Source organism: Olegusella sp., from assembly GCF_057238325.1.
On the sequence record NZ_DBHHGF010000002.1, the window covers coordinates 14,717 to 35,924 of the forward strand.

The 21,208-nt window shown below is 47.5% G+C and carries 15 protein-coding genes and 2 tRNA genes; 13 read left to right on the plus strand and 4 right to left on the minus strand.

Features of this window, described 5'->3' with window-relative positions; all coding sequences use genetic code 11:
• The first annotated feature begins 105 nt into the window (after window positions 1–105).
• The 3 genes from ACO5JD_RS02755 to ACO5JD_RS02765 are packed head-to-tail and all read left to right on the plus strand — an operon-like array spanning window position 106 to window position 2,009.
• Entirely contained in the window at window positions 106–906 is an 801-nt protein-coding gene (locus ACO5JD_RS02755; RefSeq protein ID WP_484987411.1) for a ParA family protein, read from the plus strand.
• On the plus strand, window positions 899–1,780 hold the full coding sequence (locus ACO5JD_RS02760) for a ParB/RepB/Spo0J family partition protein (RefSeq protein ID WP_484987413.1): 882 nt from the start codon (window positions 899–901) through the stop codon (window positions 1,778–1,780). The genes ACO5JD_RS02755 and ACO5JD_RS02760 overlap by 8 nt, the downstream gene beginning before the upstream one ends.
• Entirely contained in the window at window positions 1,767–2,009 is a 243-nt protein-coding gene (locus ACO5JD_RS02765; RefSeq protein WP_021625256.1) for a hypothetical protein, read from the plus strand. The genes ACO5JD_RS02760 and ACO5JD_RS02765 overlap by 14 nt, the downstream gene beginning before the upstream one ends.
• 53 nt (window positions 2,010–2,062) lie before the next feature.
• Here ACO5JD_RS02765 and rlmN read toward each other — a convergent pair whose 3' ends face one another.
• Complete coding sequence (gene rlmN / locus ACO5JD_RS02770; RefSeq protein WP_484987415.1) at window positions 2,063–3,103, minus strand: dual-specificity RNA methyltransferase RlmN; 1,041 nt, start codon at window positions 3,101–3,103, stop codon at window positions 2,063–2,065.
• Between the two features lie 146 nt (window positions 3,104–3,249).
• Here rlmN and ACO5JD_RS02775 point away from each other — a divergent pair, with 146 nt between their 5' ends.
• Both ACO5JD_RS02775 and ACO5JD_RS02780 read left to right on the plus strand, forming a co-directional pair.
• Window positions 3,250–4,233 (plus strand): D-alanine--D-alanine ligase family protein, encoded by a 984-nt coding sequence (locus tag ACO5JD_RS02775; protein ID WP_484987417.1) that lies wholly within the window; start codon window positions 3,250–3,252, stop codon window positions 4,231–4,233.
• 39 nt (window positions 4,234–4,272) lie between these two features.
• Window positions 4,273–7,206 (plus strand): helicase C-terminal domain-containing protein, encoded by a 2,934-nt coding sequence (locus ACO5JD_RS02780; protein ID WP_484987419.1) that lies wholly within the window; start codon window positions 4,273–4,275, stop codon window positions 7,204–7,206.
• Here ACO5JD_RS02780 and ACO5JD_RS02785 read toward each other — a convergent pair.
• Together ACO5JD_RS02785 and ACO5JD_RS02790 are read right to left on the minus strand one after the other, a co-directional pair.
• Window positions 7,203–8,147, minus strand: a complete 945-nt coding sequence (locus ACO5JD_RS02785) for a helix-turn-helix transcriptional regulator (RefSeq protein ID WP_484987421.1) — start codon at window positions 8,145–8,147, stop codon at window positions 7,203–7,205. The genes ACO5JD_RS02780 and ACO5JD_RS02785 overlap by 4 nt on opposite strands.
• Window positions 8,147–9,142: a helix-turn-helix transcriptional regulator gene (locus ACO5JD_RS02790; RefSeq protein WP_484987423.1), complete on the minus strand. Its 996-nt coding sequence runs from the start codon at window positions 9,140–9,142 to the stop codon at window positions 8,147–8,149. The genes ACO5JD_RS02785 and ACO5JD_RS02790 overlap by 1 nt, the downstream gene beginning before the upstream one ends.
• Window positions 9,143–9,342: 200 nt before the next feature.
• Between ACO5JD_RS02790 and ACO5JD_RS02795 the strand changes: the two genes are divergently transcribed.
• Complete coding sequence (locus tag ACO5JD_RS02795) at window positions 9,343–12,996, plus strand: hypothetical protein (RefSeq protein WP_484987425.1); 3,654 nt, start codon at window positions 9,343–9,345, stop codon at window positions 12,994–12,996.
• Window positions 12,997–13,287: 291 nt separating this feature from the next.
• Here ACO5JD_RS02795 and ACO5JD_RS02800 read toward each other — a convergent pair whose 3' ends face one another.
• Window positions 13,288–13,440 carry a hypothetical protein gene (locus ACO5JD_RS02800; protein WP_156894128.1) on the minus strand — a complete coding sequence of 51 codons (153 nt, stop codon included), beginning with the start codon at window positions 13,438–13,440 and terminating at the stop codon, window positions 13,288–13,290.
• 59 nt (window positions 13,441–13,499) lie between these two features.
• Between ACO5JD_RS02800 and ACO5JD_RS02805 the strand changes: the two genes are divergently transcribed.
• From ACO5JD_RS02805 to ACO5JD_RS02835, 7 genes are all read left to right on the plus strand, one after another.
• Window positions 13,500–13,574, plus strand: a tRNA-Gly gene (locus tag ACO5JD_RS02805).
• Between the two features lie 114 nt (window positions 13,575–13,688).
• Entirely contained in the window at window positions 13,689–14,972 is a 1,284-nt protein-coding gene (locus ACO5JD_RS02810; RefSeq protein ID WP_484987427.1) for an aminopeptidase, read from the plus strand.
• 28 nt (window positions 14,973–15,000) lie between these two features.
• Window positions 15,001–16,236, plus strand: a complete 1,236-nt coding sequence (pepT, locus tag ACO5JD_RS02815; protein ID WP_484987429.1) for a peptidase T — start codon at window positions 15,001–15,003, stop codon at window positions 16,234–16,236.
• Window positions 16,237–16,328: 92 nt separating this feature from the next.
• Window positions 16,329–16,404 (plus strand) — tRNA-Lys (locus ACO5JD_RS02820).
• A 1,252-nt stretch (window positions 16,405–17,656) separates the two neighbouring features.
• Window positions 17,657–19,000, plus strand: coding sequence for an adenylosuccinate lyase (purB, locus tag ACO5JD_RS02825; protein ID WP_484987627.1), 1,344 nt, complete (start codon window positions 17,657–17,659; stop codon window positions 18,998–19,000).
• 24 nt (window positions 19,001–19,024) lie between these two features.
• Window positions 19,025–20,257, plus strand: coding sequence for a Tat pathway signal protein (locus ACO5JD_RS02830; protein ID WP_484987431.1), 1,233 nt, complete (start codon window positions 19,025–19,027; stop codon window positions 20,255–20,257).
• A gap of 181 nt (window positions 20,258–20,438) precedes the next feature.
• On the plus strand, window positions 20,439–21,161 hold the full coding sequence (locus ACO5JD_RS02835; RefSeq protein ID WP_021625268.1) for a response regulator transcription factor: 723 nt from the start codon (window positions 20,439–20,441) through the stop codon (window positions 21,159–21,161).
• Window positions 21,162–21,208 lie beyond the last annotated feature (47 nt).

A 21,208-nucleotide genomic window follows, 5' to 3' on the forward strand; every position in this document is an offset into this window, starting at 1 on the left:
CAAACAAAAAAGCTCATGCTTCTATTACTATAGTGAGTGGAAATATGTTTCACGTGAAACAGTATTACTTTAAACGAGCACTAAATACAGATTAAAGGAGGAATAGTGCCTTTTAAAGATGTAAAAAGAGCGTTTCCTGATAGAGATGCCAAAGTTCTAGCAATTATTAACCAAAAAGGTGGTGTTGGGAAATCCACTACTGCCGTTAATTTAGCAGCATCTCTTGGGGAACAAGGAAAAAAAGTATTACTTCTTGATCTAGATCCCCAAGGAAATACAACAAGTGGCTATGGTATTGAAAAAGATGACCTTACAGAAGATATCTATGATGCACTTCTGCAAGATTTTCCTATTGATAAGCTCGTACTAGATACCGTCGAACCAAAAGTATTTCTCATTCCCTCAACCATTCAACTTGCTGGTGCTGAAATCGAACTCGTTTCGGCTATTGCACGTGAATCCATTCTTAAAACGATTCTTTCAGAGATAAAAGACGAATTTGACTATGTATTCATCGATTGTCCTCCATCACTTGGCTTGTTAACTATTAATGCATTAGTTGCATCGGATTCTTTGCTCATACCTATTCAGTGTGAGTTTTACGCACTTGAAGGTGTTACTAAACTTCTTGAGTCTATGAAAATGGTAAAAAGTCGTCTCAATCCTAATCTCGATGTTTTTGGTGTTGTGATGACTATGTACGATCGTCGGACAACCCTTTCAAATCAAGTAGTTGAAGAGGTACGTAAATATTTTGGGAATAAGGTATTTAAAACCATTATTCCGAGAAACGTTAAACTCTCTGAAGCTCCTAGCCATGGACTTCCGGTATCTATGTACGCTCATTTGAGCACTGGTTCCCTTGCATATTCAAAATTGGCACGAGAGGTGGTGCGTCGTGGCTAGAAAGTCAGGACTTGGTAGAGGCTTAGAGTCACTTATGGGAGAAGCAAATGCGGAAGTTGGTACGATTCCAACAACTGAGCTCTCATTAAAAGATATAAAGCCTAATAAGAATCAGCCAAGAAAGAACTTTGATGAATCTGCATTACAAGAACTTGCGGATTCGATTGAAAAAAATGGTATTCTTCAGCCACTTTTAGTACGTAAAAAAGGAAATTACTACGAAATTGTTGCTGGTGAGCGCCGTTATCAGGCTGCAAAACGCATAGGTCTTAAAAACTTACCTGTAGTTATCCGTGAGATTAGCGATGATGAGGTTTTTAAATTAGCCCTCATTGAGAATTTGCAACGCTCTGATCTAAATCCTATGGAGGAAGCACAGGGGTATCGAAAACTCATAGATAGAGATGGATTAACGCAAGAGGAATTGGGACAGATCCTCTCGAAGTCGCGCTCTGCAATTGCTAACACACTACGTCTTTTGGATTTACCAAAAGACGTACAAGACATGATGGCAGAAGGGTCATTAACTGCAGGTCATGCTCGTGCAATTCTTGCTGTACCTAATGAAGACGGTAGGATTAGGCTTGCTGAAAAAGTTATAAAAGATAATTTGACGGTTCGCCAGACAGAAAGACTTGCTCCGCTCTTTTCTGGCAATACAGAGACAAACGTTGTGCACCGCCAACCAACACCTCAATCTTTTAAACGTGCTGCACGACAGTTACGGTTGGCACTTGATACGAGCGTCAAAGTAAAGCATGTCCGTAATAAAAATAAAATCGAGATAGAATTTTCTTCTGAGGATGATTTAGCGCGCATTGTTGAACAATTGAGTCGCAGTGCCATGGTGGGTGAGAATCATGAAGAAAGTTAAACTAAGGATTTGGACCTTAGCTATTCTTGGAGTATCTAGCTTTGCTGCCTATCAATTGCTATTAACACCTGAAGCAAAATTGCAAGCAAAAAAAACCGTCAAAACGATAGTTGATAGCTTTGCGAATATAAAAAATTCAATAGAAGAACGACAGGGAATTGTTGTCGAGGAGTCTTATCCTGAAAATATAAAAAGAACCCAAGCTCAATGGGAAAAGCTAGGGTTCTAACAACAGAACATATGTTTGCATAGATGGCCTATAGAGTTTCTTTCTATAGGCCATTATTTATCGTAATTTTGGCGTAGCTGTCCACACGCTGCATCAATATCAGCACCTCTGGAATTGCGGATAGTTGCTTCGACGCCAACTTTGTTGAGGGCACGGACAAATTCTTGAGCGCGAGCCTCAGACACAGGAGAAAAACGAGATCCTTTAACCGCATTAAGCTGGATAATATTGACATGTGCGAGATTGTCACGACAAAAATCGCAAAGTGCCCCTAACTCACCATCATTATCGTTAATACCCTTAATAAGAGCGTACTCATAAGTAGGACGGCGACCAGTACGGTCAACATACTCACCCATAGCATCGTAGAGACGTAGAAGTGAGTAGCGCTTCACCCCAGGCATCAACATATTGCGGGTGATCTGGACTGCAGAGTGTAGGGAAACCGCCAAGGTAAACTGCTCAGGCTCTTTTGAAAACCTGATAATATTAGGAATGATTCCGCAGGTAGATACCGTTAAATGGCGCGCTCCTATACCAGCACCATCAGGGGAGTTAAGCTTGCGCAAAGCAGCGAGAGTTGCGTCGTAGTTTGCAAATGGTTCACCCTGACCCATCATGACTACACTGGTGACGCGGCTGCCAAAATCGTCGCGAACATGCATTACCTGCTCATAAATCTCAGATGAGCTAAGGGAGCGCGTAAGGCCTGCTGCTCCTGTTGCACAAAAAGCACAACCCATGCCACAGCCCGCCTGTGTAGAAGCACAAACAGTAAGACGACCGCGAGAAGGCATGCCCACACACTCGACGGAGACCCCATCAGGGAAGCGAAGTAGATATTTGCGACTACCATCACCTGAAAGCTGACGCGCTACAACAGAAACGCCGCCAAGTGTGCAACTCTCTTTCAGTGCTTCGCGTAAAGATTTGGGTAGATTAGTCATTTCATCAAAATCATGAGCGTTTTTCTCCCAAATCCACTCCTCGATTTGCTTTACTCGAAAAGAAGATTGGCCTAGATCTACAAATAATTCCTGCAACTCACTATGACTTAGGGAACGAATATTCGTCTTGGTTATGGGGTCTTGCATGTTTTCTTGCCTCACAGCTTCGCTTGGCGCCGGTCGCTGGCTTGACAGGAGTATGCTCTAAGACTAACTGCCCGTCCGCAGCGCTTGCGTACGATGGCAGTCTAATGCAAGCTGGGCAGCGTGAGGGTATATGAGGAGCTATCTTCATGGATAAGAGAGATGTTTTGGATAGTCGAGTAGCAGTTCTTGCTGGTGGCTGGTCAGACGAACGAGAGATTTCTCTGGATTCGGGTCGTGCCTGTGCAAAAGCTTTACAGCAGGCAGGTTTTGCCCGCGTTGAATTGTTGGATGTCGCCGAAGATGGATTTGTAGAGCGCCTATCACGCGGTGGTTTTGACGTTGCGTTCATCGCTATGCATGGTCATTTTGGCGAGGATGGATGTATTCAGGGACTGCTAGAGATTCTTCATATGCCGTATACCTTCTCGGGTGTTCTTGCATCTGCAGTAGGTACCGAGAAAGATATGGCAAAAGACGTATACCGTTCAGCCCATATTCCTTGTCCCGAAGGTGTCACGCTTGCACATAATCTCATTCCTACAGAAGAACAACTTAATCAGCTGGTAGAAAAACTAGGCTTGCCGCTTTTTGTCAAACCAGCTGCCAATGGTTCGAGCTACGGCATAACTCGTGTTACTGCCGCAAATCAGCTTGCTGCAGCTATTGAGCTCGCTGGCAAACAAGGTGATCGTGTGTTGGTCGAGCAATGCATTGAGGGTATAGAGATCACCGTGCCTGTTATTGGTAACACACAGGCTCGTGCATTGCCCGTAGTCGAAATCGTAACAGGTGCTGAATTTTATGATCTTAAAGTCAAATATGAGCCATCCTCAATGCACCATGTGATTCCTGCTCGTCTTGAGGCGGCCGTCTATGCACGCGCTCAAGAGTTGGCTGTTGCTGCTCATAAAGCGCTTGGTTGTCTGGGTGCGTCGCGCAGTGACTTTATTGTGCGTGCCGACGGTACCCCGGTCATCCTTGAGACCAATACCATTCCTGGTATGACCGAGACTAGTTTGCTGCCTGATTCCGCACGTCATGGCGGAATCGAATTCCCTGATTTGTGCCGCTATTTTATTGAATTGGCCTTTGAGGCACATACTGATATGACAAGCAGTAAGCAAGAGTAAGCAAGATACCAAAAACTTGTAAAAGAGCTGGAGCATAGTGTGTCAAAACCCCACGAAGAGCTTGTGCGAGACCTGTTAGTTCCAGGTACTCCCGAGCGTATCGCGCAGAAATATCTTAGCCTTGAACAGCGTGTCAAAGAGACAAGCTTTGGTCTGCTTGAAGAGGATATGGTTGTACTCGATACCGAGACAACAGGACTGTCTTTTCGCGATTGCGAGCTTATCCAGATTTCCGCAGCACGTATTTCGGGGCGTGAGATAGTAGAGCGTTTTGATACCTTTGTGCATCCCAAAAAGCCAATTCCTCCCGAGATTGTAAAACTTACGCATATTACGGCTGCTGATGTTGCTGATGCACCAAATGCAAAGCAAGCAGTAGCAGAGTTAGTGCGCTTTGTTGCGGGACAGCCTGTTTTGGCACATAACGCCGTTTTTGATCGAACTTTTATTGAGAAGGTTCAAGGCGGCTATCAGGTAAGTAATAACTGGATTGATACACTCGCGTTATCAAGAATTGCACTACCACGTCTCAAGTCGCATCGTTTACAAGAAATGGCACAAGCCTTTGGTTGTGATGCGGTGACACATAGGGCAACCGATGATGTTGACGCTCTTTGTGGACTTTGGCGTATTTTACTTTTGGCACTTTGTGATTTACCAAAAGGTTTATTAGCTCTTTTAGCAGATATGCATGAAGAGGTTGATTGGCAATATCGACCGATATTAAAACATCTATCTCTTGAGCAGGAGCAATCCTCTTTTCATCTTAAAACGGCACGTATGGATTTGCTTGATAGTGAATATATACAGCCACATGAAGATGCTGCAGAGTTGCTTGAGCTGCATCCGCTTGATGGGGGAGAGGTAGAGGCTGCCTTTGCCAAAGATGGCATTGTGCCACGGATGTATGATGCCTATGAGCAGCGACCCGAGCAAATAATTATGGCAAAAGAGCTGGCAGAAGCTCTGTCAAGTTCTACTCATCGCGCTATTGAGGCTGGTACAGGCGTTGGTAAGTCTATTGCCTATCTCTTGCCTGAAGTGCTTTTTGCACAGCGCAACAATATCAGTATGGGTGTTGCTACCAAAACAAATGCCCTTACCGACCAGCTGGTTTCTCACGAACTGCCAGCACTTGCAAAGTCTCTGCCCAACGGTTTGAGCTACGCCAGCCTTAAAGGTTATGAACACTATCCTTGTTTGTTGTGCCTTGACCGCGCCACAATGGGCGATTTGCCAGTAGATGCAGTTGCTCAAACTAACAAATCTACGCAGACAACCGCTTCAGAGATGCTGACAGCGCTTGCAGTGACATATAGCTACTCTTGTCAATCTCCTGAAGGAGATTTGGATTCTCTGGGTGTACGTTGGCGTTTTGTTCCTAGACAAATGCTCACAACGAGCTCATCCCGTTGTTTACGCAATCGCTGCCCTTACTATCCCAATGAGTGTTTTGTTTTTGGTGCTCGTCGTCGTGCTGCAGCGGCAGATATTGTGGTGACCAACCATTCACTGCTGTTGCGTGACGTAGAGGCAGAAGGACATATTTTGCCGCCCATTCGCCATTGGGTCATTGACGAGGCACATGGTTTTGAAGATGAGGCTCGTAAGCAGTGGGCAAAAGAAGCCTCTTACGAGGAATTACGTACTTCTTTTGAATTGTTGGGCAGCTCACGCACAGGAGTTATCAAAGCTTTATTGGCTGAAGCAGGACAAAGCGAAGACCCCACCTTGTCTATTCGCCTGCTTACAAAACTGGCAGCCACCGCATCTCGCTCTGCAGTAGCGGTGTCTGCACTTTTTGAGGCGGTTGGCACTCTTAGTCGTTCGGGAAATTCTACCGAAAGTATGTATGAGCGCACGAGTGTTTGGATTGATGAAAAGTTACGCGCGGGTAGGCTTTGGAAGGAGATTGATGCTACTGGCACAATAGCCATTGATGCACTTGATGAATGTACGCGTGCAGCAAAAGCAGTCGTAGATGCACTCACGGCATCCAATGCCAAGGCAGGAGCTGAGCTTGCAGAGGCAGTGCGCTTTGTGCCCGAGTTGCTTGAAACGCTAAAGCTCATTTTGGCAGGGACTGATACCAATTATGTCTATTCAGCCGATCTGCCTAGCCGTAGACGCGATGCAGGAACCGAGCGTCTACGTGCAGAAAAGCTTGATATCGGTGCAGATTTAGCGGAGAGATGGCTTCCCGAGATGAACTCAGTGAGCTTTACTTCTGCAACAATGACCGTTGGCTCTTCTTTTGAGCATTTTGATTGTTCAGTAGGGTTTGATCGTATTCCCAAAACTGCCCATCGCGATGTTCAAATGAACTCAAGTTTTGATTTTGATCGCAACATGGCTGTTGTGGTAGCACAAGACATGCCTGCACCAAACGAGCTTGGCTATATTGATTATCTATGCGACCTGCTTTTTGATGTTCATATAGCTATGGGTGGTTCGACACTAACGCTCTTTACCAATCGTCGCGATATGGAGGCGACCTTTGACAAACTCAGGCCCCGTTTAGCGATTGAAGGTTTGGATTTGCGTTGTCAAGAACGAGGAGCTTCAACCAGGCTTTTACGAGATAGTTTCCTTGCCAATAAACAGCAGTCGTTGCTTGCCCTCAGGTCATTTTGGGAGGGTTTTGATGCGGCTGGAGATACTTTGCGTTGTGTTGTTATCCCTAAACTACCTTTTGCCAATCCTCGAGATCCTTTAGTGCAAGAGCGCGACCTTCGAGAAGAGCGCAGCTGGTGGCGACACTCTCTACCCGAAGCAGTGTTGACAGTTAAACAAGCCGCAGGACGACTGATACGCACAAAGAGTGATACAGGGGTATTGGTATTAGCGGATTCGCGTCTTGTGAGTAAGCGGTATGGCAAGCAGTTTATAAACTCTCTACCTTCTCATAATGTGCAACGACTTTCGACCAACAATGTAGGGTGCTTTATTGAAACATGGTGCAAAACTCATTAGGACTCCTGAGATTTTGCTTGCGCAAGCAGTTCTTTGGCACAATGCCTAATCGCATCAATGAGCTGGGCATTATCGGTCTCAACATGCTTTCCGCAGGCAAGGAGCCTTCGAGGAAGCCAATTTGAATTTTGATACCAAGGAATACTCGCTCTTATGCGTGACCCACGACGGGACTTAATCTTGAGCTCTGGCCATGTGAATAGATTGAGGCAGTTTTGGTCGTTAAAGACTAGTTCAACCTGTTGCGGTGCAGTCGTAGGAATAATTTCTTTGTCCCAGCTACCTTCAGTAGTGACAGGCATACTCATTCGGTCAACTCTAAACGAGCGTTTAGCTGCTTTATCTAAGTCAAAAGCATCGAGATACCAACGTTCTTGGTTGTAACGCAAAGCAAGAGGACCAACATGGCGAGTACTCTGTGTGATGGTAGAACCATTTACTGCTTGGTAGTCAAATTTCAAAGCGACTTGAGCAACGATGGCTTCGGAGATGGCGTCAAGGCGTTTAGAAAGATCTTCTTTGATGTGGGTCGCTGTATGAGTACTGCTTGTTTGGGCAATCTCTTGGGGGTAGTAAGCCTTAGTAATTTCTCTGCGTATAAAATCTTGGCCACTGAGTCCAATAAGTTCAAAAGCAGTATCTAACGCCTGTGCCTCTTGATTAGTCAGACGCAAAGGGCGGCCATGGACCGCACCAGAGAGAGGACTAAAAAGCTCAACATCTCCTGTCTTAGCGCTGACAAGGGGAAGTATTGTTTGGGAGTCCTCTCCACCAGCTTGCATGAGCAGCTCAAGGAGCGTTTGGGCTTGTGCAATTGATAGTCCCAAGCGTGAAGCAACTACCTGAGCATTGAGACAATCACCATGTTTTGTGAGTGCTCCTGCAAGTGTTACGAGCGAGCGCGTTTGTTCCAAGGCACCTTGGTGTTGAACAGAAGCCATTATATGAGCGCCTCCTCAAGCAGTGCTTTCCAGCAGCACACGAGTTCGGAGGGCTGCTGGGGAATAAGGCCTTCGGCTACACTCCAGCACGCTGCAGCCTCAAGGTCAGCTGCTTCTACAGTCCACACAAGACCCCGTTCAGTTGAGGTATAGGTCCCGTAGTTTTGAGCAGCGCGCATCGCCTCTTCTCCCGCAGCAGGTCCAAGGAGCAATTGGATCTCAAAGCTTTTGTTGCCAATTTGGAAGGGGAGTTTACGCCATTGAGCTGCATTAAAGTTGCGCGGGATGTCATACGTTTTATTACGTAACTCACGAACCTTTAAAAAGCGATCATCCCGGAATGTATGTGGTTCTGTAGTTATTGGCGTTAGGTCTTCATCGAGGTCAGCAGCTACAAAGTAGATATGACCCCGCAAGCCAAATTCGCCATAGATAGCAAGAAGTCGTTCACTTTTTTCACCCAGAGCTGATACATATTGCACCTGAACTGGATGATGTTGAGTTGCGGCATGCAAAAGTATATTGAGCTGCCTGTTTTGCTTGGTGGTAGTAAGAGAAAAACGAGCCGCAGAAACTTTCGAATAATCCGAATCTATCTTTGCTAACGCATATCTCAGATCGTCGCTATAGGGAAACGTTGAATCATTGGCGAGTTGTGACAAAGTCAAATCAAGTGCCAATAGTTCATCAGGATCCAAGCTGACTTCTGTTGCAAATGAAGTTTCATCTGCAACCCACCAACCCTTTTTGGCCTCGTGGAGTAGTAGTCCACACGTCAGCAAACGCTCACGATCTCTATGAAACTGCCGCCTAAAACTTTCAGCAGTGAGGGTAGGGTAATACTCTTTTTGTACATAAGCAGAGCTGAGGGGAGCTGACGCATTGGAAAAGGCAAGAACAAGCGAGAGTAGACGCCGCGCAAGCTCATCGTCTGCACTTAGTGCATACGAGGTGTTCTGCTCGTCCTGCTTTTGAGTATCATCGACTTCCTTCATGGGTGTACCTCCTCTCACACAAGCACCCTACCATGAGTAGAAAAGCAAATTTGTCAGAGACGTAGAAAAGCTATTTTGCTGTTTCTTTAGGGCATTTATTCCCGTGGCTAACATTTGTCAAACGCAAGGGGAGGTTTTCCTGTGTAAGACGTATAATTTGAGCATCAATGTGTATTCGTCACCCACAAAGGATGAGCAGTATGTCAACTTCGCGCGATTATCTGGAGTATCTAAACCAAAAGGTCGATATCGCCCCAGTAAACAGTGAAGAAGAGTATCAGGCCGCTAGTACTATTGAGTCCCTGATGCAAAGTCACGGCCTTGAAACACGTATGCAGGATTTTGAGGCGCCCGGCCTTGGAAAGCTGCCATACCGTGTAGTGGGTATTTTACTGTTTATCGGTGTCTTTTTGTCGGGTTTGTTGGGTACACCAGCAATGGTCGTGGGTATTCTTCTAGCTCTGGCTGCATTTGTTTTGCTTGCCCTAAATCATGCAGGTATTGTTGATTTGCTGGGTGGCTTGGGCGGCAAGATTCAAAGTCAGAACGTCATTGGTATTCACCGTGCCACAGGTCCGCTGGTAGTCAAAGGCAATCGTCCTATTGTGATTGTTGCCCACTACGATACGCCTCGTGAGAACCTACTGAGCAATGAGCCTTTTGCGCGTTGGCAGTCCTTGCTACGCAAGTATTCCCCTCAAGCAAGTTGCCTCGCGGTGTTTTTTGGCGTGGTGCAATCCTTTGGTTTTATTCCTTCTGCTGCGCGTCACATTATGTGGGTCATTGCAATTATTTGTGCATTGCCACTGTTGATGATTGGCGTTGCCGATTTGCAACAACGCTTTGCTCCTTGTACAGAAGGCAGCAACGACAACAAATCTGGTGTAGCTGCCCTTCTTGGCGTGATGTCTATGGTGCATCCTGGCGATGATGAGGCAACGGGCTATGGTGAGCAGCGCGAGCAGCGCGATCGTGAGGCTGCTGAGCGTGCACGGATCGCAGCTGAGGAAGCCGCCGCCGCAGAAGAAGCTGCTCGCAAGGCAGCCGAAGACGAAGAAGCGCGTCTACAAGCAGAGGCTGAGGCTGCAGAAGCCGAAGCTATGACTGCTGAGGAAGAACGTGCAACTGCTGCTCAGGAAGAAGCAGCCCAAGCCGCTGTAGCTGCTGGTGTTGTAGTTGGTACGGATGTCGCTGCTGCAGCTGATGTCGATGATGAAGATGTTGAATACGATGATGAGTACGACGAAGACGAGTACCTTGATGTCGAACCCGTAGAGGGTGAGGAATTTGAGGGCGAACCTGAATATACCAATGAGTTTGAAGAGCAGGAGCTTGAAGAAGAGTCTGTGGATTTAGAGACTGAAACTGCTGAAGATAACGAAGAAGCAGATTACTCTGCCGAGTCAAATGATTCTGGCGAGCTAGTGTCTGCAGTGGAAGACGCAGAGGAGCTCCCTGCAAAAGAGGCTGAAGATTCTGAAAAGCCGTCCATGGAGGCTCCAGAGGAATCTGTGTCTGAACCTACGTCTGCAGAGCCTGCGACTCCTATTGAGCATCTCTATGAAGAACCGATTTCAGCTGCTCGAGTTGTGACACGCAAAGCAAAGAATGAAGAAGTGCTTGGAGTCCGGCATGGTCAGGAGACTCTCGAAGCGCTGCACATTCTGCCTGCGAGTTGCGAGATTATTTATAAGCTGCCCGAGATGGTTGAGAATAACAACGATGAGGACAAGCAGGAGGAGGAAGCCGTTACCGACGCACTTTTCTATCAAGATGCGGAAGAGTCCTACGAAGAACAAGAATCCGATGCTGAGGTATATGACGACGAGTATTACGACGAAGAAGAAGATGGCTATCTCGTGCCCGATGAAGTCCAGCCGCAAGGTATGGGTGCTCGTATTCAGGGATTCTTTGCGCGCATAAAGGACAGTATTTCTGCTCACAGATCTGTTGAGCCCGAGCAATATGAAGAAGAGCTGAGCTATGAGGACGCTCCTATAGATGAGGAAGAGTACATTCAGGATAGCAATGAGGTACCTGAAGATGATTACGCTGAGGATAGTTATCCCGATGAAGACCTTGGATCAGAGGAAGATTTTGATTCTAGCGACAATGAATACTCTGATGACGAAGAACTCGAACCTGTGACAAGTCAGCGTGAAGAGGACGAATACGACGAGTATCAATATCTCGATGCCATTATCGAGGAAGAAATTCCTGAAGATGAGGATGTTATTGAAGAAACAGCGCCTGAACAAGGCGACAAGGCTTCCGATGAGCTTGTTGATGCTATCGATGAAGTAGATGAAGAAGCCATAGACGAGGCAAGCGAAGAAGACGCTGCTGGGGAAGAGACCGAAGAATCTTTATGGACAGATGCACCTGATACTTCTGCTATTCGGTCTCCCCGTGAAGTCCTAGCTGAGCTTGATGTGGAACCTACACAGGCTTCCGAGGTGGCATCTGGATCTGAGACTGGGTCAGAAACCGAACTCGAATCCATGCCTGCTGAAGCAGCTAGCTCCTCTGCAAAACCAGAGAATTCACTGTCCTCTGCTGAGATTGAATCTACAGCAGCTGAGTTCGATGCCGAAGAAGCCTCTATGGAGACCCGCGTGATGCCACGCATCCAAGAAGATGCTGATGGTACTCTGCCGTTTATTCCTTTAGGTCAGCTGGCAAATGGCCAAGAAGTTGACGAGCATGCTGATACCAAAGACCCGTCGGGTTTGGATACCTTAGCCACAGATGAGACGGTTGTTTCTTCCAGACTGCCTGACGTGCAACCCGAACCTGCGGCCCTTGATGATCCCGACTGGGGTAAGTCTAATTTCAGGCCACCTGTAAGCAGTGTGGCTCGTCGTGCCGTTCTTTTTGATTTGCCTGATCCCTCGGGCGATGAGGACGATGTTGATCCATTGGGTGATGAGCTTGAGTCCACCGCAAAGACATCTCGTCGTCGTATGAGTGAGGCTGGCCAGCAGGCTCGCGCAGCGATTGATGCTGCGATTGATGCTGCCGCTCAACGTACGAGTGAAGCGTACGTAGACGCGCAGGAGGAGGATGTTGCGCCTCAATCATTAACAACTCTGCATCGTGCCCCAGCACCTCAGGATGAGAAGCCTAAAAACAAGCGTCGTCGCGGCTTGTTCCACCGCGGCAACAAAGCCGAAGAAGAGCCCGAATCTTTAGGTGACTGGCTAGGCGTTGGTGATGATTACGATGCCAAGAAGGATGGCCGCGCTATCGGCAGCTGGGAACATTTTGATGATGACGAAGGCGGCAAACCTCGCCCCAACAATAGTTGGAAGGGCGGCGCTACAAGGCGTGACGGCAAGCGTACCAACGAAGATGATGTTCGGGTACAAGAAGAGCTTCGCGATAGCATTTTGGCTATGGGTGATGACGAACTGCTCGCCCATGACATCTGGTTTGTGGCATTGGGTGGTTCGTATGCAGACCATGCGGGTATGAAAGCCTTCCTTGCAGAAAATCGTCGCAATGCGCGTGGTTCCTTTGTCATTAATCTCTCTTGTGTTGGTGATGGAGAGTTGACGCTGCTGACTGAAGAAGGTCAGGTAAATTCCCGCAAAGCCGATCGCCGTCTTGCGCGTCTCATTGGTCAGATCGCCGACGATCTTCACATTGAGCTTGGTCGCAGCAAGCACGACTGGGAGGATACTGACGCCACGCCTGCCATGCGTGCAAGGATGCGTGCTGCAACCATTTGTGGCCTTACTCCTAATGGTGCCTTGGCACTTTCTCAGGTACCTGATGATGATCCTGATGAGGTAGATCCCGCACAAGTCAATTCGGTTGCCGAGCTTGTTGCAGAGATTATCCGTAGATCATAAATATATGCAATTGTTAGTGTTGAGCTTTTAAGTGTTAGCGCGTTTTAACCTCCAAGCCCTTCGCTTGAGAGCTTGGAGGTTTATTAATGTCGCTAAACCTTGGAGGTTTATTAAGGTCGCCAAACAATAGGGTGCGCGCTCGACCAGCGTGTCCCACACCTAAATGTATGGCAGAGCTACACAGATCTCCTCCACGCAAGGTTGGTTTATAAAAAGGTAGACAAACTGTACTAAGTGTGCGTTTTTGTCGGCTTGATTTTCTTCTTCCACACTCGATAGCAATAAACATAGTCATTCTCCTTTTTGTTGAGGAGATGACTCTACACCTGCTAGCTTGGATTTAGCTTGGATGATAACTGCTTTCAACTGCACAAACGCTGGATAATAACTGGTGGCAGTCTGCAAACATCCAGCGCCAATCCCTGTAATTGACATGGCAATCACGTGCGTTTGGCCGAAAACTCGCGCGAGTTTCTCTCCCTGTGATAAAATCTCCACGCAATGCGGGCATCGCCAAGTGGTAAGGCAATGGCTTCCCAAGCCATCATCCGCGGGTTCGAATCCCGTTGCCCGCTCCATACATATCATCGGGCCCTTCGGGGCCTGTTTTGTGTCTAAGGTACCTAGGTTTTGGGGCACACTAGTAACGGAAAAAGAAGTATCGGAAAGATAGTACAAGAGGGGAGAAGGAGATGCCTGATATCCCTATGACCTCGCAAGAGTGCAGGCGAGCAATCGAGGGCCTTTCGCACCAAATTGAAAACTATGCAAAACTTTTGGTTCGTGTGGGTTGTTCGATTAGGCCAGGTCAAGAGTTTGTAGTTTCTGCTCCTGTTGAGTGTGCCGACTTTGCTCGTCGTGTAGTTAAAGCGGGTTATGAGGCCGGTGCTGGTCACGTTACGGTGATTTGGGCTGATGATGCGATTACGCGTATGGAGTATGAAAACGTCGATATCTCCTGGTTTGAACACACACCCAGCTGGAAACGCGAGCAACTCAACAGCCTTGCCGAAGCGGGTGCGGCATTTCTTTTTCTTGAAGGCACTGATCCTGCAATATTGGCAGGTATAGACCCTGCAAAACCAGCCGCTGCGCATCGTTCACGCAATCTTGAATGCAAATCATTCCGCGATGGTATGGACTTTGGTCGCAATGTGTGGTGTATCGCAGGTGTGCCTGTCGAGGCATGGGCAAAGAAGGTCTTCCCAGGGATGTCTGCTGAGGAGGCAGTCTATCACCTGTGGGTGGCAATTCTGTCCGTTGCTCGCTCTGATGGTAACGACCCTCAGGGTGCTTGGGAAACACACAACGCCACCTTTGAAAAGAACAAACGCCTGCTTAATACCGCAAAATACGATCGCCTGCGTTATCGTTCTTCTAACGGAACCAATTTAATTGTGGGCCTGAATCCAAATGGGATTTGGGAGGGCGGTGCAGGTCGCACCAAGGATGGCACGGTTTTCTTCCCCAATATTCCCACAGAGGAAGTCTTTACGACACCTGATCGTATGCGTGTTGATGGTATTGTGTACTCTGCATTGCCGCTTGTTCATGCTGGTCAAATTGTGCGCGACTTCTGGTTACGTTTTGAGGCTGGTTGTGTTGTTGAGTTTGACGCTGCTGAGGGTAGAGAGGTCCTTGAGCACATCATCAAGACGGATGAAGATGCATGCCGACTGGGTGAGTGCGCATTAATCTCCAAAAGCACGCCCATTAGACAGTCAGGCCTGCTTTTCTATGACACGCTTTACGATGAGAACGCTAGCTGTCATCTTGCTTTGGGTATGGGCTTTCCCGAGTGTATCGAAGGTGGCCTTGAAATGGACAAAGATCAGCTTGTCGCCGCAGGCGTCAATCAAAGTGCAACTCACGTAGACTTTATGATTGGCTCTGACGACATGGATATTTGGGGTGTGAACAAAGATGGCTCTGAAACCCCCATCTTTGTTCATGGTCAATGGTCTTGGGAAAGCTAGAGTTACAACAATACTACGGAGGCGTGTTATGCGTGCCTATGAAAGGCTACTGAAATACGTAAGCTACCCCACTGGATCTAATCCTGAGGCGACTGAAGTGCCAAGCAACCCAGATGAGTTTATTTTTGCTCGCGATCTAGCCACAGAGATGGAAACCTTGGGTTTTGTACATGTTGGTGTTGATGAGCACTGTTACGTACGCGGCACTATTCCTGCGAATATCGAGAATTACGATGGTCCCGTCCTTGGTCTTGTTGCTCATATTGATGTATCGAGTGCAGCTGCTTATACCGATATTAAGCCTCAGGTGATTCACTATACAGGTGGTGACCTCGTACAAGATGCCGAGAAAGCCTATGTGGTAAGTCGCGATGACTACCCCTTCCTGGCTCGCTATGAAGGGATGGATATTGTGACCTCCGATGGTACTACCTTACTCGGTGCCGATGATAAAGCAGGCGTGTCGGAGATTATGACCCTAGCCGAACAATTGCAGGCTGATCCCACCATTAAGCACGGCACTATTGAAGTGTGCTTTACTCCCGACGAAGAAATCGGTCGTGGCAGCGATTTCTTTGATATTGAGGGGTTTAATGCTGATGTGGCCTATACCATTGATGGCGAGGCATTTGGTGAGGTGCAGGGTGAGACCTTCAATGCGTTGAGTGCAGCCGTGCGCATTAACGGCTTTAGTATCCATCCCGGTTCAGCGAAAAACATGATGAAGAATGCTTGCCGTATCGCCTGCGAGTTTGATGGTTTGATTCCTGATAGTGAAACCCCTGAGCATACCGAGGGTTATGAAGGTTTCTATCACCTGATCGAAATGAAGGGTGATGTTGAGCGGATGGATTTGGACTACATCATCCGCGACCATGATTTAGCTTTAGCACAGGGACGTGCTGAGCATATGCATAGGATCGCTGAGTTCCTCAATAGCAAATATGGTGAAGGCACAGTTGAGGTCAATATTGAAGAATCCTACAGAAATATGATTGAGATTATCAACGAGCATCCACGTCTCTTAGAACTGCCTATTCAGATTTTGAAAGATATGGGTGTTGAGGCGGACACCGGCCCTATTCGTGGTGGTACCGATGGGGCGACTCTTTCCTTTAAGGGTTTGCCCTGCCCCTATCTCGGTGTCGGTGGCCATAACTTCCATGGTCGCAAAGAGTTTGCGGTTGTTCAGTCGATGGACTCTGTTGTTGAGTTGCTCGTTCGTTTGGTTCAAGCAATTGCCGATGAACCCAAGACTTTATAGTAGGTTTGCACGAAAAAAATTCATATCGAGCTACTTGTTCGTATCATAAAAGTCCGCGGCGTGGTAAAATCGCCACGCGTGGCAAAGCGCAAGGGTCGTTAGCTCAGTTGGTAGAGCAGGGGACTTTTAATCCCAAGGTCGTGGGTTCGATTCCCACACGACCCACCAGAAAGTACAAGGTCAGGGCTTCGGCCCTGGCCTTTTTTCTTGCCGAAGTGACACGGAGTGGCAAATAGCGGCATATAGGAAAATGCGTGCCCGAGGCATATGTATAACCACTAAATGACCGATGAAAAAGACACTTTTCAGCACATGCAAGTTCACTATTTGGAGCACAGGTGGGATACCAACCACAAACACAACCACAGATGGTTCAAGTTTCGAAGTAAGCAAGCGTAAAACGCTGGTCATTTTTTTCGCAAGTCCGAAGGATGAACCATCTAGCGAAACGAACCATCTATCGAAATTTTGACAGCGCAGGAAAAGGGTCACTGTGCACCGCCCCACCCCAAAAGCCCCCTCGTTCATCGCCTACTTGGGAAAAGCCCATCGTTTATCCCACTCGCAAAGGGCTCTTATTTCATCATCCCACTTGCAAAGGGTTCCTTTTTTCACGTTTTGCTCCACAAAATGCCTGGTAAATTTTAGGTTGGTGGGGAATTATGAACCCAATTCACCGTCTGCTGATGAATTATGAACCGAATTCCGATGGAGCTGATGAATTGTGAACTCTTTTTGCATGTTGCAGGTCTGCACCGTACTACGTACCACGTTGCGAGGCTGTGCGTGGTCTGCTTCTTAACAACTTAGGGGTGTGTCAGAAGCTATCTCAGGCCCTGTGTAAGACACGTAATCAGACACACTTTTTCTATATGCCAAAACCCACTGAATTCCCTTAGAGTCTTGAGATTACAGAGGTTTGCTTCAATAAAAAGAAATGTATTCGAAAACATCCACACTATTATTGCAATATGTAACATTTGACCAGTTAATAAAATAAATAAGTGAATTGTATGCTTAATAGTGTGGATGTTTTTGCGGTCAAAAAATAAAAAATCGGTTTTCCAAGACCGTTATTTTGTCAGGTCAGGGCTGTAAGAATTAAAGCAGTTTTTAACCTTATGAGTAGAAGCACTAATAAATCTGCAGGTAAAAAGCGGTGTTTTCGAGCTAGATTTCTCTACCGTGAAGATAGGGCATTTTTCTTATTGCAGTATAAAATGTCGCAGAAGCTGCTTTGCGCCTCTTAAACGCGCTCTGAGCGCTTGGTTTTTTAGTTGGAATATCGCGTCGTACAAGCGAGATATGTATTGCCACTATATTCAAGCTGAGCTTTGCATATGGGATGTGCTGCTTTGTCTAGACTTTCCGTTTGCTGCGCTAGAATTGATACGCAGGTTACCTCGGTGAAAGGATGCAGATGATCGGTCGCTATGCCCGCCCTGAGATGGGAGACATCTTTGAACTTGAGAACAAGTATGCCATCTGGCAAGAAATCGAAGTGTTAGCCTGCGAAGCTCAGGCAGAGCTGGGCGAGACGGGTATTACACCCGAAGAAGCCGCCTATATCCGCGCCCATGCAAAATTTAATCGCGAAGAAGTAGATGCCATCGAGGCAGTTACCAACCACGATGTCATTGCATTTTTGACCAATATGGGTTCCTATATTGATGAAGAAATCCCCGAGGGTGAGCCAAAGCCTAGTCGTTGGGTTCACTTTGGAATGACAAGTTCCGATCTTGGTGATACTGCGCTTTGTTATCAGCTAACCCAAGCCACTGACCTGCTTATTGAAGACGTGCGTAAGTTGGGTGAGATTTGCCGCCACCGTGCGTTTGAAGAGCGAAATACCCTTTGCGTTGGACGTACCCACGGCATCCATGCTGAGCCAATGACTTTTGGTATGAAGTTTGGTAGCTGGGCGTGGGAACTTTATCGCGATTTACAGCGTTTGCAAGATGCGCGCGCCAACGTTGCTTTTGGTGCAATTAGCGGTGCCGTGGGTACTTACTCTTCTATTGACCCCTTCGTAGAACAGTATGTCTGTGAGCATCTTGGTCTTACCGCAGACCCCCTGTCCACTCAGGTGGTTAGTCGCGACCACCATGCATATCTTGCTGGTGTTCTTGCGACTACCGCAGCCACTTGTGAGCGCATTGCTACTGAGGTCCGAAACCTCCAAAAAACCGATACGCTTGAGGCGGAAGAGCCTTTCCGCAAGGGACAAAAAGGCAGTTCGGCTATGCCTCACAAGCGCAATCCTATTACGGTTGAGAAAGTGTGTGGTCTTAGCCGCATTGTCAAAGCAAACGCTCAGGTTGCCTTTGATAACGTTGCGCTTTGGCACGAGCGCGATATCTCACATAGTTCTGCCGAACGTGTCGCAATGGCGGACTCTTTTATTGCGCTTGACCATATGTTCCAATGCCTCATTCGCATCATTGATGGCTTAATTTTGTATCCAGAGCAAATGAAAGCAAATCTCAACAAAACGCGTGGCCTCATCTATTCTTCCAAAGTTCTGCTTGCTTTGGTGGAGACGGGTATTACGCGCGAAGCTGCCTATGCCGTTGTTCAGCGCAATGCTATGGATACATGGCATGATGTGCAGCAGGTGCGTCAAGGTCCCAGTTTCCGTGAACGTCTTGAAGCTGATCCTGAGTGTACGTTGGGTGCGGAGCAACTTGATGCGATCTTTGATCCAAGAGCATTCCTCAAGCGCTCGGACATCCTATTTGATCGTCTGGAAGGTTTGAGCTTTTAGTTTTTCTGGTAAAAGGGGAGAGACATGCCTTTCAAAAAATGGCCTGGCATTACTCGCCGCGGCCTATTTAAAGCAACTGCGGTCACAGGCGTGACGGCAGGAGCCATAAGCATTCTTGCTGGCTGTTCTCATCCCAGCGATGAAGATGCTGAAGCCCCTGTTGTCGTAGATAAAAACAAGGCTCACTATGTCATCAATCCTGAAACCAATGAAAGCGTCTACTCAGTTACTGACCTGCCAATTAGCGAGGACAAAACCTACAACCTTCCTCTAGGTAGTGTACTGCGTCCGGGCGATGGTGATTGGCTTGCGATGACTTCGGTGGGAACTACTTCAAAGCCTGCAATTTTGGGTGCAGCCCTCAGTGTATCTGCAGGTACGGTATCTAACGTAGTTACCTCTACAGTAACAGGTGATACTCCGAGTATTGCAATTTTTGATGTGCGTTGTTCTGATTCGACATATGCTTGGGTCGAGATGGATTTGCTTACCAAGTCCTGGGCGCTCTATGCCGCGCCTTTTTCTAATGGTGAGCTTACTGGTACCAGCTCAACCTTATGGAAAGCAAACTCAAACTGGGATCCTCCTCGCATGGCGGTCGCCGGGGACAAGGTTATCTGGCAAGTTATGCCGTCCAAAACAGGCAATAAAACCACAGAGAATTCTCGCTGCTACTTATGGAAGCTCGGCTCATCTGAAGCTCGCGTGGTAGTTGAGTCTCCTGGCCGTTTTGCAACAGGCCCTGAGATTTCGGGTACTACCGTTACCATGTCGCTGCGCGTGCATGCATCCAAGGGAGTGTTTTACGGCATTACGGCATATTCCCTCGACGACAATCTCAAAACTGTCGTGGACCAGCTGGTTCTCCCTCAAAGTGTCAGTCCTATGTTTGCTGTGCGTATAGGCGAGAAATTTGTTTTCTCCATTGAGGCAAGCTATGCTGCAGGCGGTCTTCTTGCATCAATGGGTACCTATATTGGCGCAAGTGATGGACCTTTTGTCGTGTTACCGCGCGAGCCCGCTGCTGAGGTTGCGGGAAAAGACGGTCTCTACATTGTGAAGAGTCGTTCTTCTTACTTTGTTATCAATACGGAGAAGGAGCGCTACTCAACCCTATCTGCAGCGGATCGTACAGTAGACTACGGTGATTTTCCTGCTCGTGATGGAGAGTGCAAGACTTTCGTTAGCTTTGCAACGGTCAAAGATGCCACAACAGGTTATCCTGCGTCAGTTGAAGTGCGTACTTTTCAGCTTTAAATACAGCTAGCTTAAGCTGTTGCTTAGAAAAATCCGTAGGATTATCACTAAGGCATGTCTTTCCAGAAATACGCAGGCGTGCTAAAATATGTGGTGATTGTGTGGGTGTTTTGCGAAGATTGGCGCCTTGGACATGTTTATATAAACCGAGGCTTAACAAATTGAAACTAAGGAGAGCGACATGGCAGCTGATGAAAAGAGGATTCTACTCGTTGAGGATGAGAAGACCATTCGTGATGCTGTTGCGGCGTACCTTGAGCGCGAAGGCTATGCCGTACGCGGTGTTGGTGATGGTCAAAGTGCCCTTGAGGAATTTGAAAAGCATTCCTTTGATTTGATTGTGCTTGACTTGATGTTGCCCAAACTTTCAGGCGAGCGTGTTTGCCGTACCATTCGCGAGACCTCTAATGTGCCTATCATTATGTTGACGGCAAAGGGTGAGGTAGAGGACCGTATTATTGGTCTTGAGCTTGGTGCGGATGACTATCTGATTAAACCTTTCTCACCACGCGAGCTAGTTGCCCGCGTGCGCGCCTTGTTGCGTCGCGCTCATGCCGAGAATGAGCCCGCACTTGAGGTGCTTGACTTTGACGATTTAGTCATTGATATCACTGGTCACAAGGTGCTTGTTGACAATCAAGAAGTTGATCTGACGGCTTCTGAATTCAAGCTGCTTACCACACTTGCTCGCTTCCCTGGTCGCGTGTATACGCGCATGGAGCTGGTTGAAAAGGTTCTCGGCTATGATTTTGAGGGTTACGAGCGCACCATCGACTCTCATGTTAAGAATCTTCGTGCCAAGCTGGGAGACGACCCCCGCCACCCTCGTTGGCTCTACACCGTTCATGGTGTTGGATATAGGTTTGAGGCGCCAAGCAAGTCTGATGACGAGGCGGCGAACTAAGTTTTGTCCGACCTCTTTGATGTAGGCAGAGGTAATGAAAGCAGGTC

What these genes read in the sequence shown, in the direction of transcription:
- ACO5JD_RS02835 (WP_021625268.1), top strand. Translation starts at nt 20,439, where the DNA reads ATGGCAGCTGATGAAAAGAGGATTCTACTCGTTGAGGATGAGAAGACC.
- ACO5JD_RS02785 (WP_484987421.1), bottom strand. Translation starts at nt 8,147, where the DNA reads ATGGCTTCTGTTCAACACCAAGGTGCCTTGGAACAAACGCGCTCGCTC.
- ACO5JD_RS02810 (WP_484987427.1), top strand. Translation starts at nt 13,689, where the DNA reads ATGCCTGATATCCCTATGACCTCGCAAGAGTGCAGGCGAGCAATCGAG.
- ACO5JD_RS02830 (WP_484987431.1), top strand. Translation starts at nt 19,025, where the DNA reads ATGCCTTTCAAAAAATGGCCTGGCATTACTCGCCGCGGCCTATTTAAA.
- ACO5JD_RS02795 (WP_484987425.1), top strand. Translation starts at nt 9,343, where the DNA reads ATGTCAACTTCGCGCGATTATCTGGAGTATCTAAACCAAAAGGTCGAT.
- ACO5JD_RS02765 (WP_021625256.1), top strand. Translation starts at nt 1,767, where the DNA reads ATGAAGAAAGTTAAACTAAGGATTTGGACCTTAGCTATTCTTGGAGTA.
- purB (WP_484987627.1), top strand. Translation starts at nt 17,657, where the DNA reads ATGATCGGTCGCTATGCCCGCCCTGAGATGGGAGACATCTTTGAACTT.
- rlmN (WP_484987415.1), bottom strand. Translation starts at nt 3,103, where the DNA reads ATGCAAGACCCCATAACCAAGACGAATATTCGTTCCCTAAGTCATAGT.
- ACO5JD_RS02790 (WP_484987423.1), bottom strand. Translation starts at nt 9,142, where the DNA reads ATGAAGGAAGTCGATGATACTCAAAAGCAGGACGAGCAGAACACCTCG.
- ACO5JD_RS02775 (WP_484987417.1), top strand. Translation starts at nt 3,250, where the DNA reads ATGGATAAGAGAGATGTTTTGGATAGTCGAGTAGCAGTTCTTGCTGGT.
- pepT (WP_484987429.1), top strand. Translation starts at nt 15,001, where the DNA reads ATGCGTGCCTATGAAAGGCTACTGAAATACGTAAGCTACCCCACTGGA.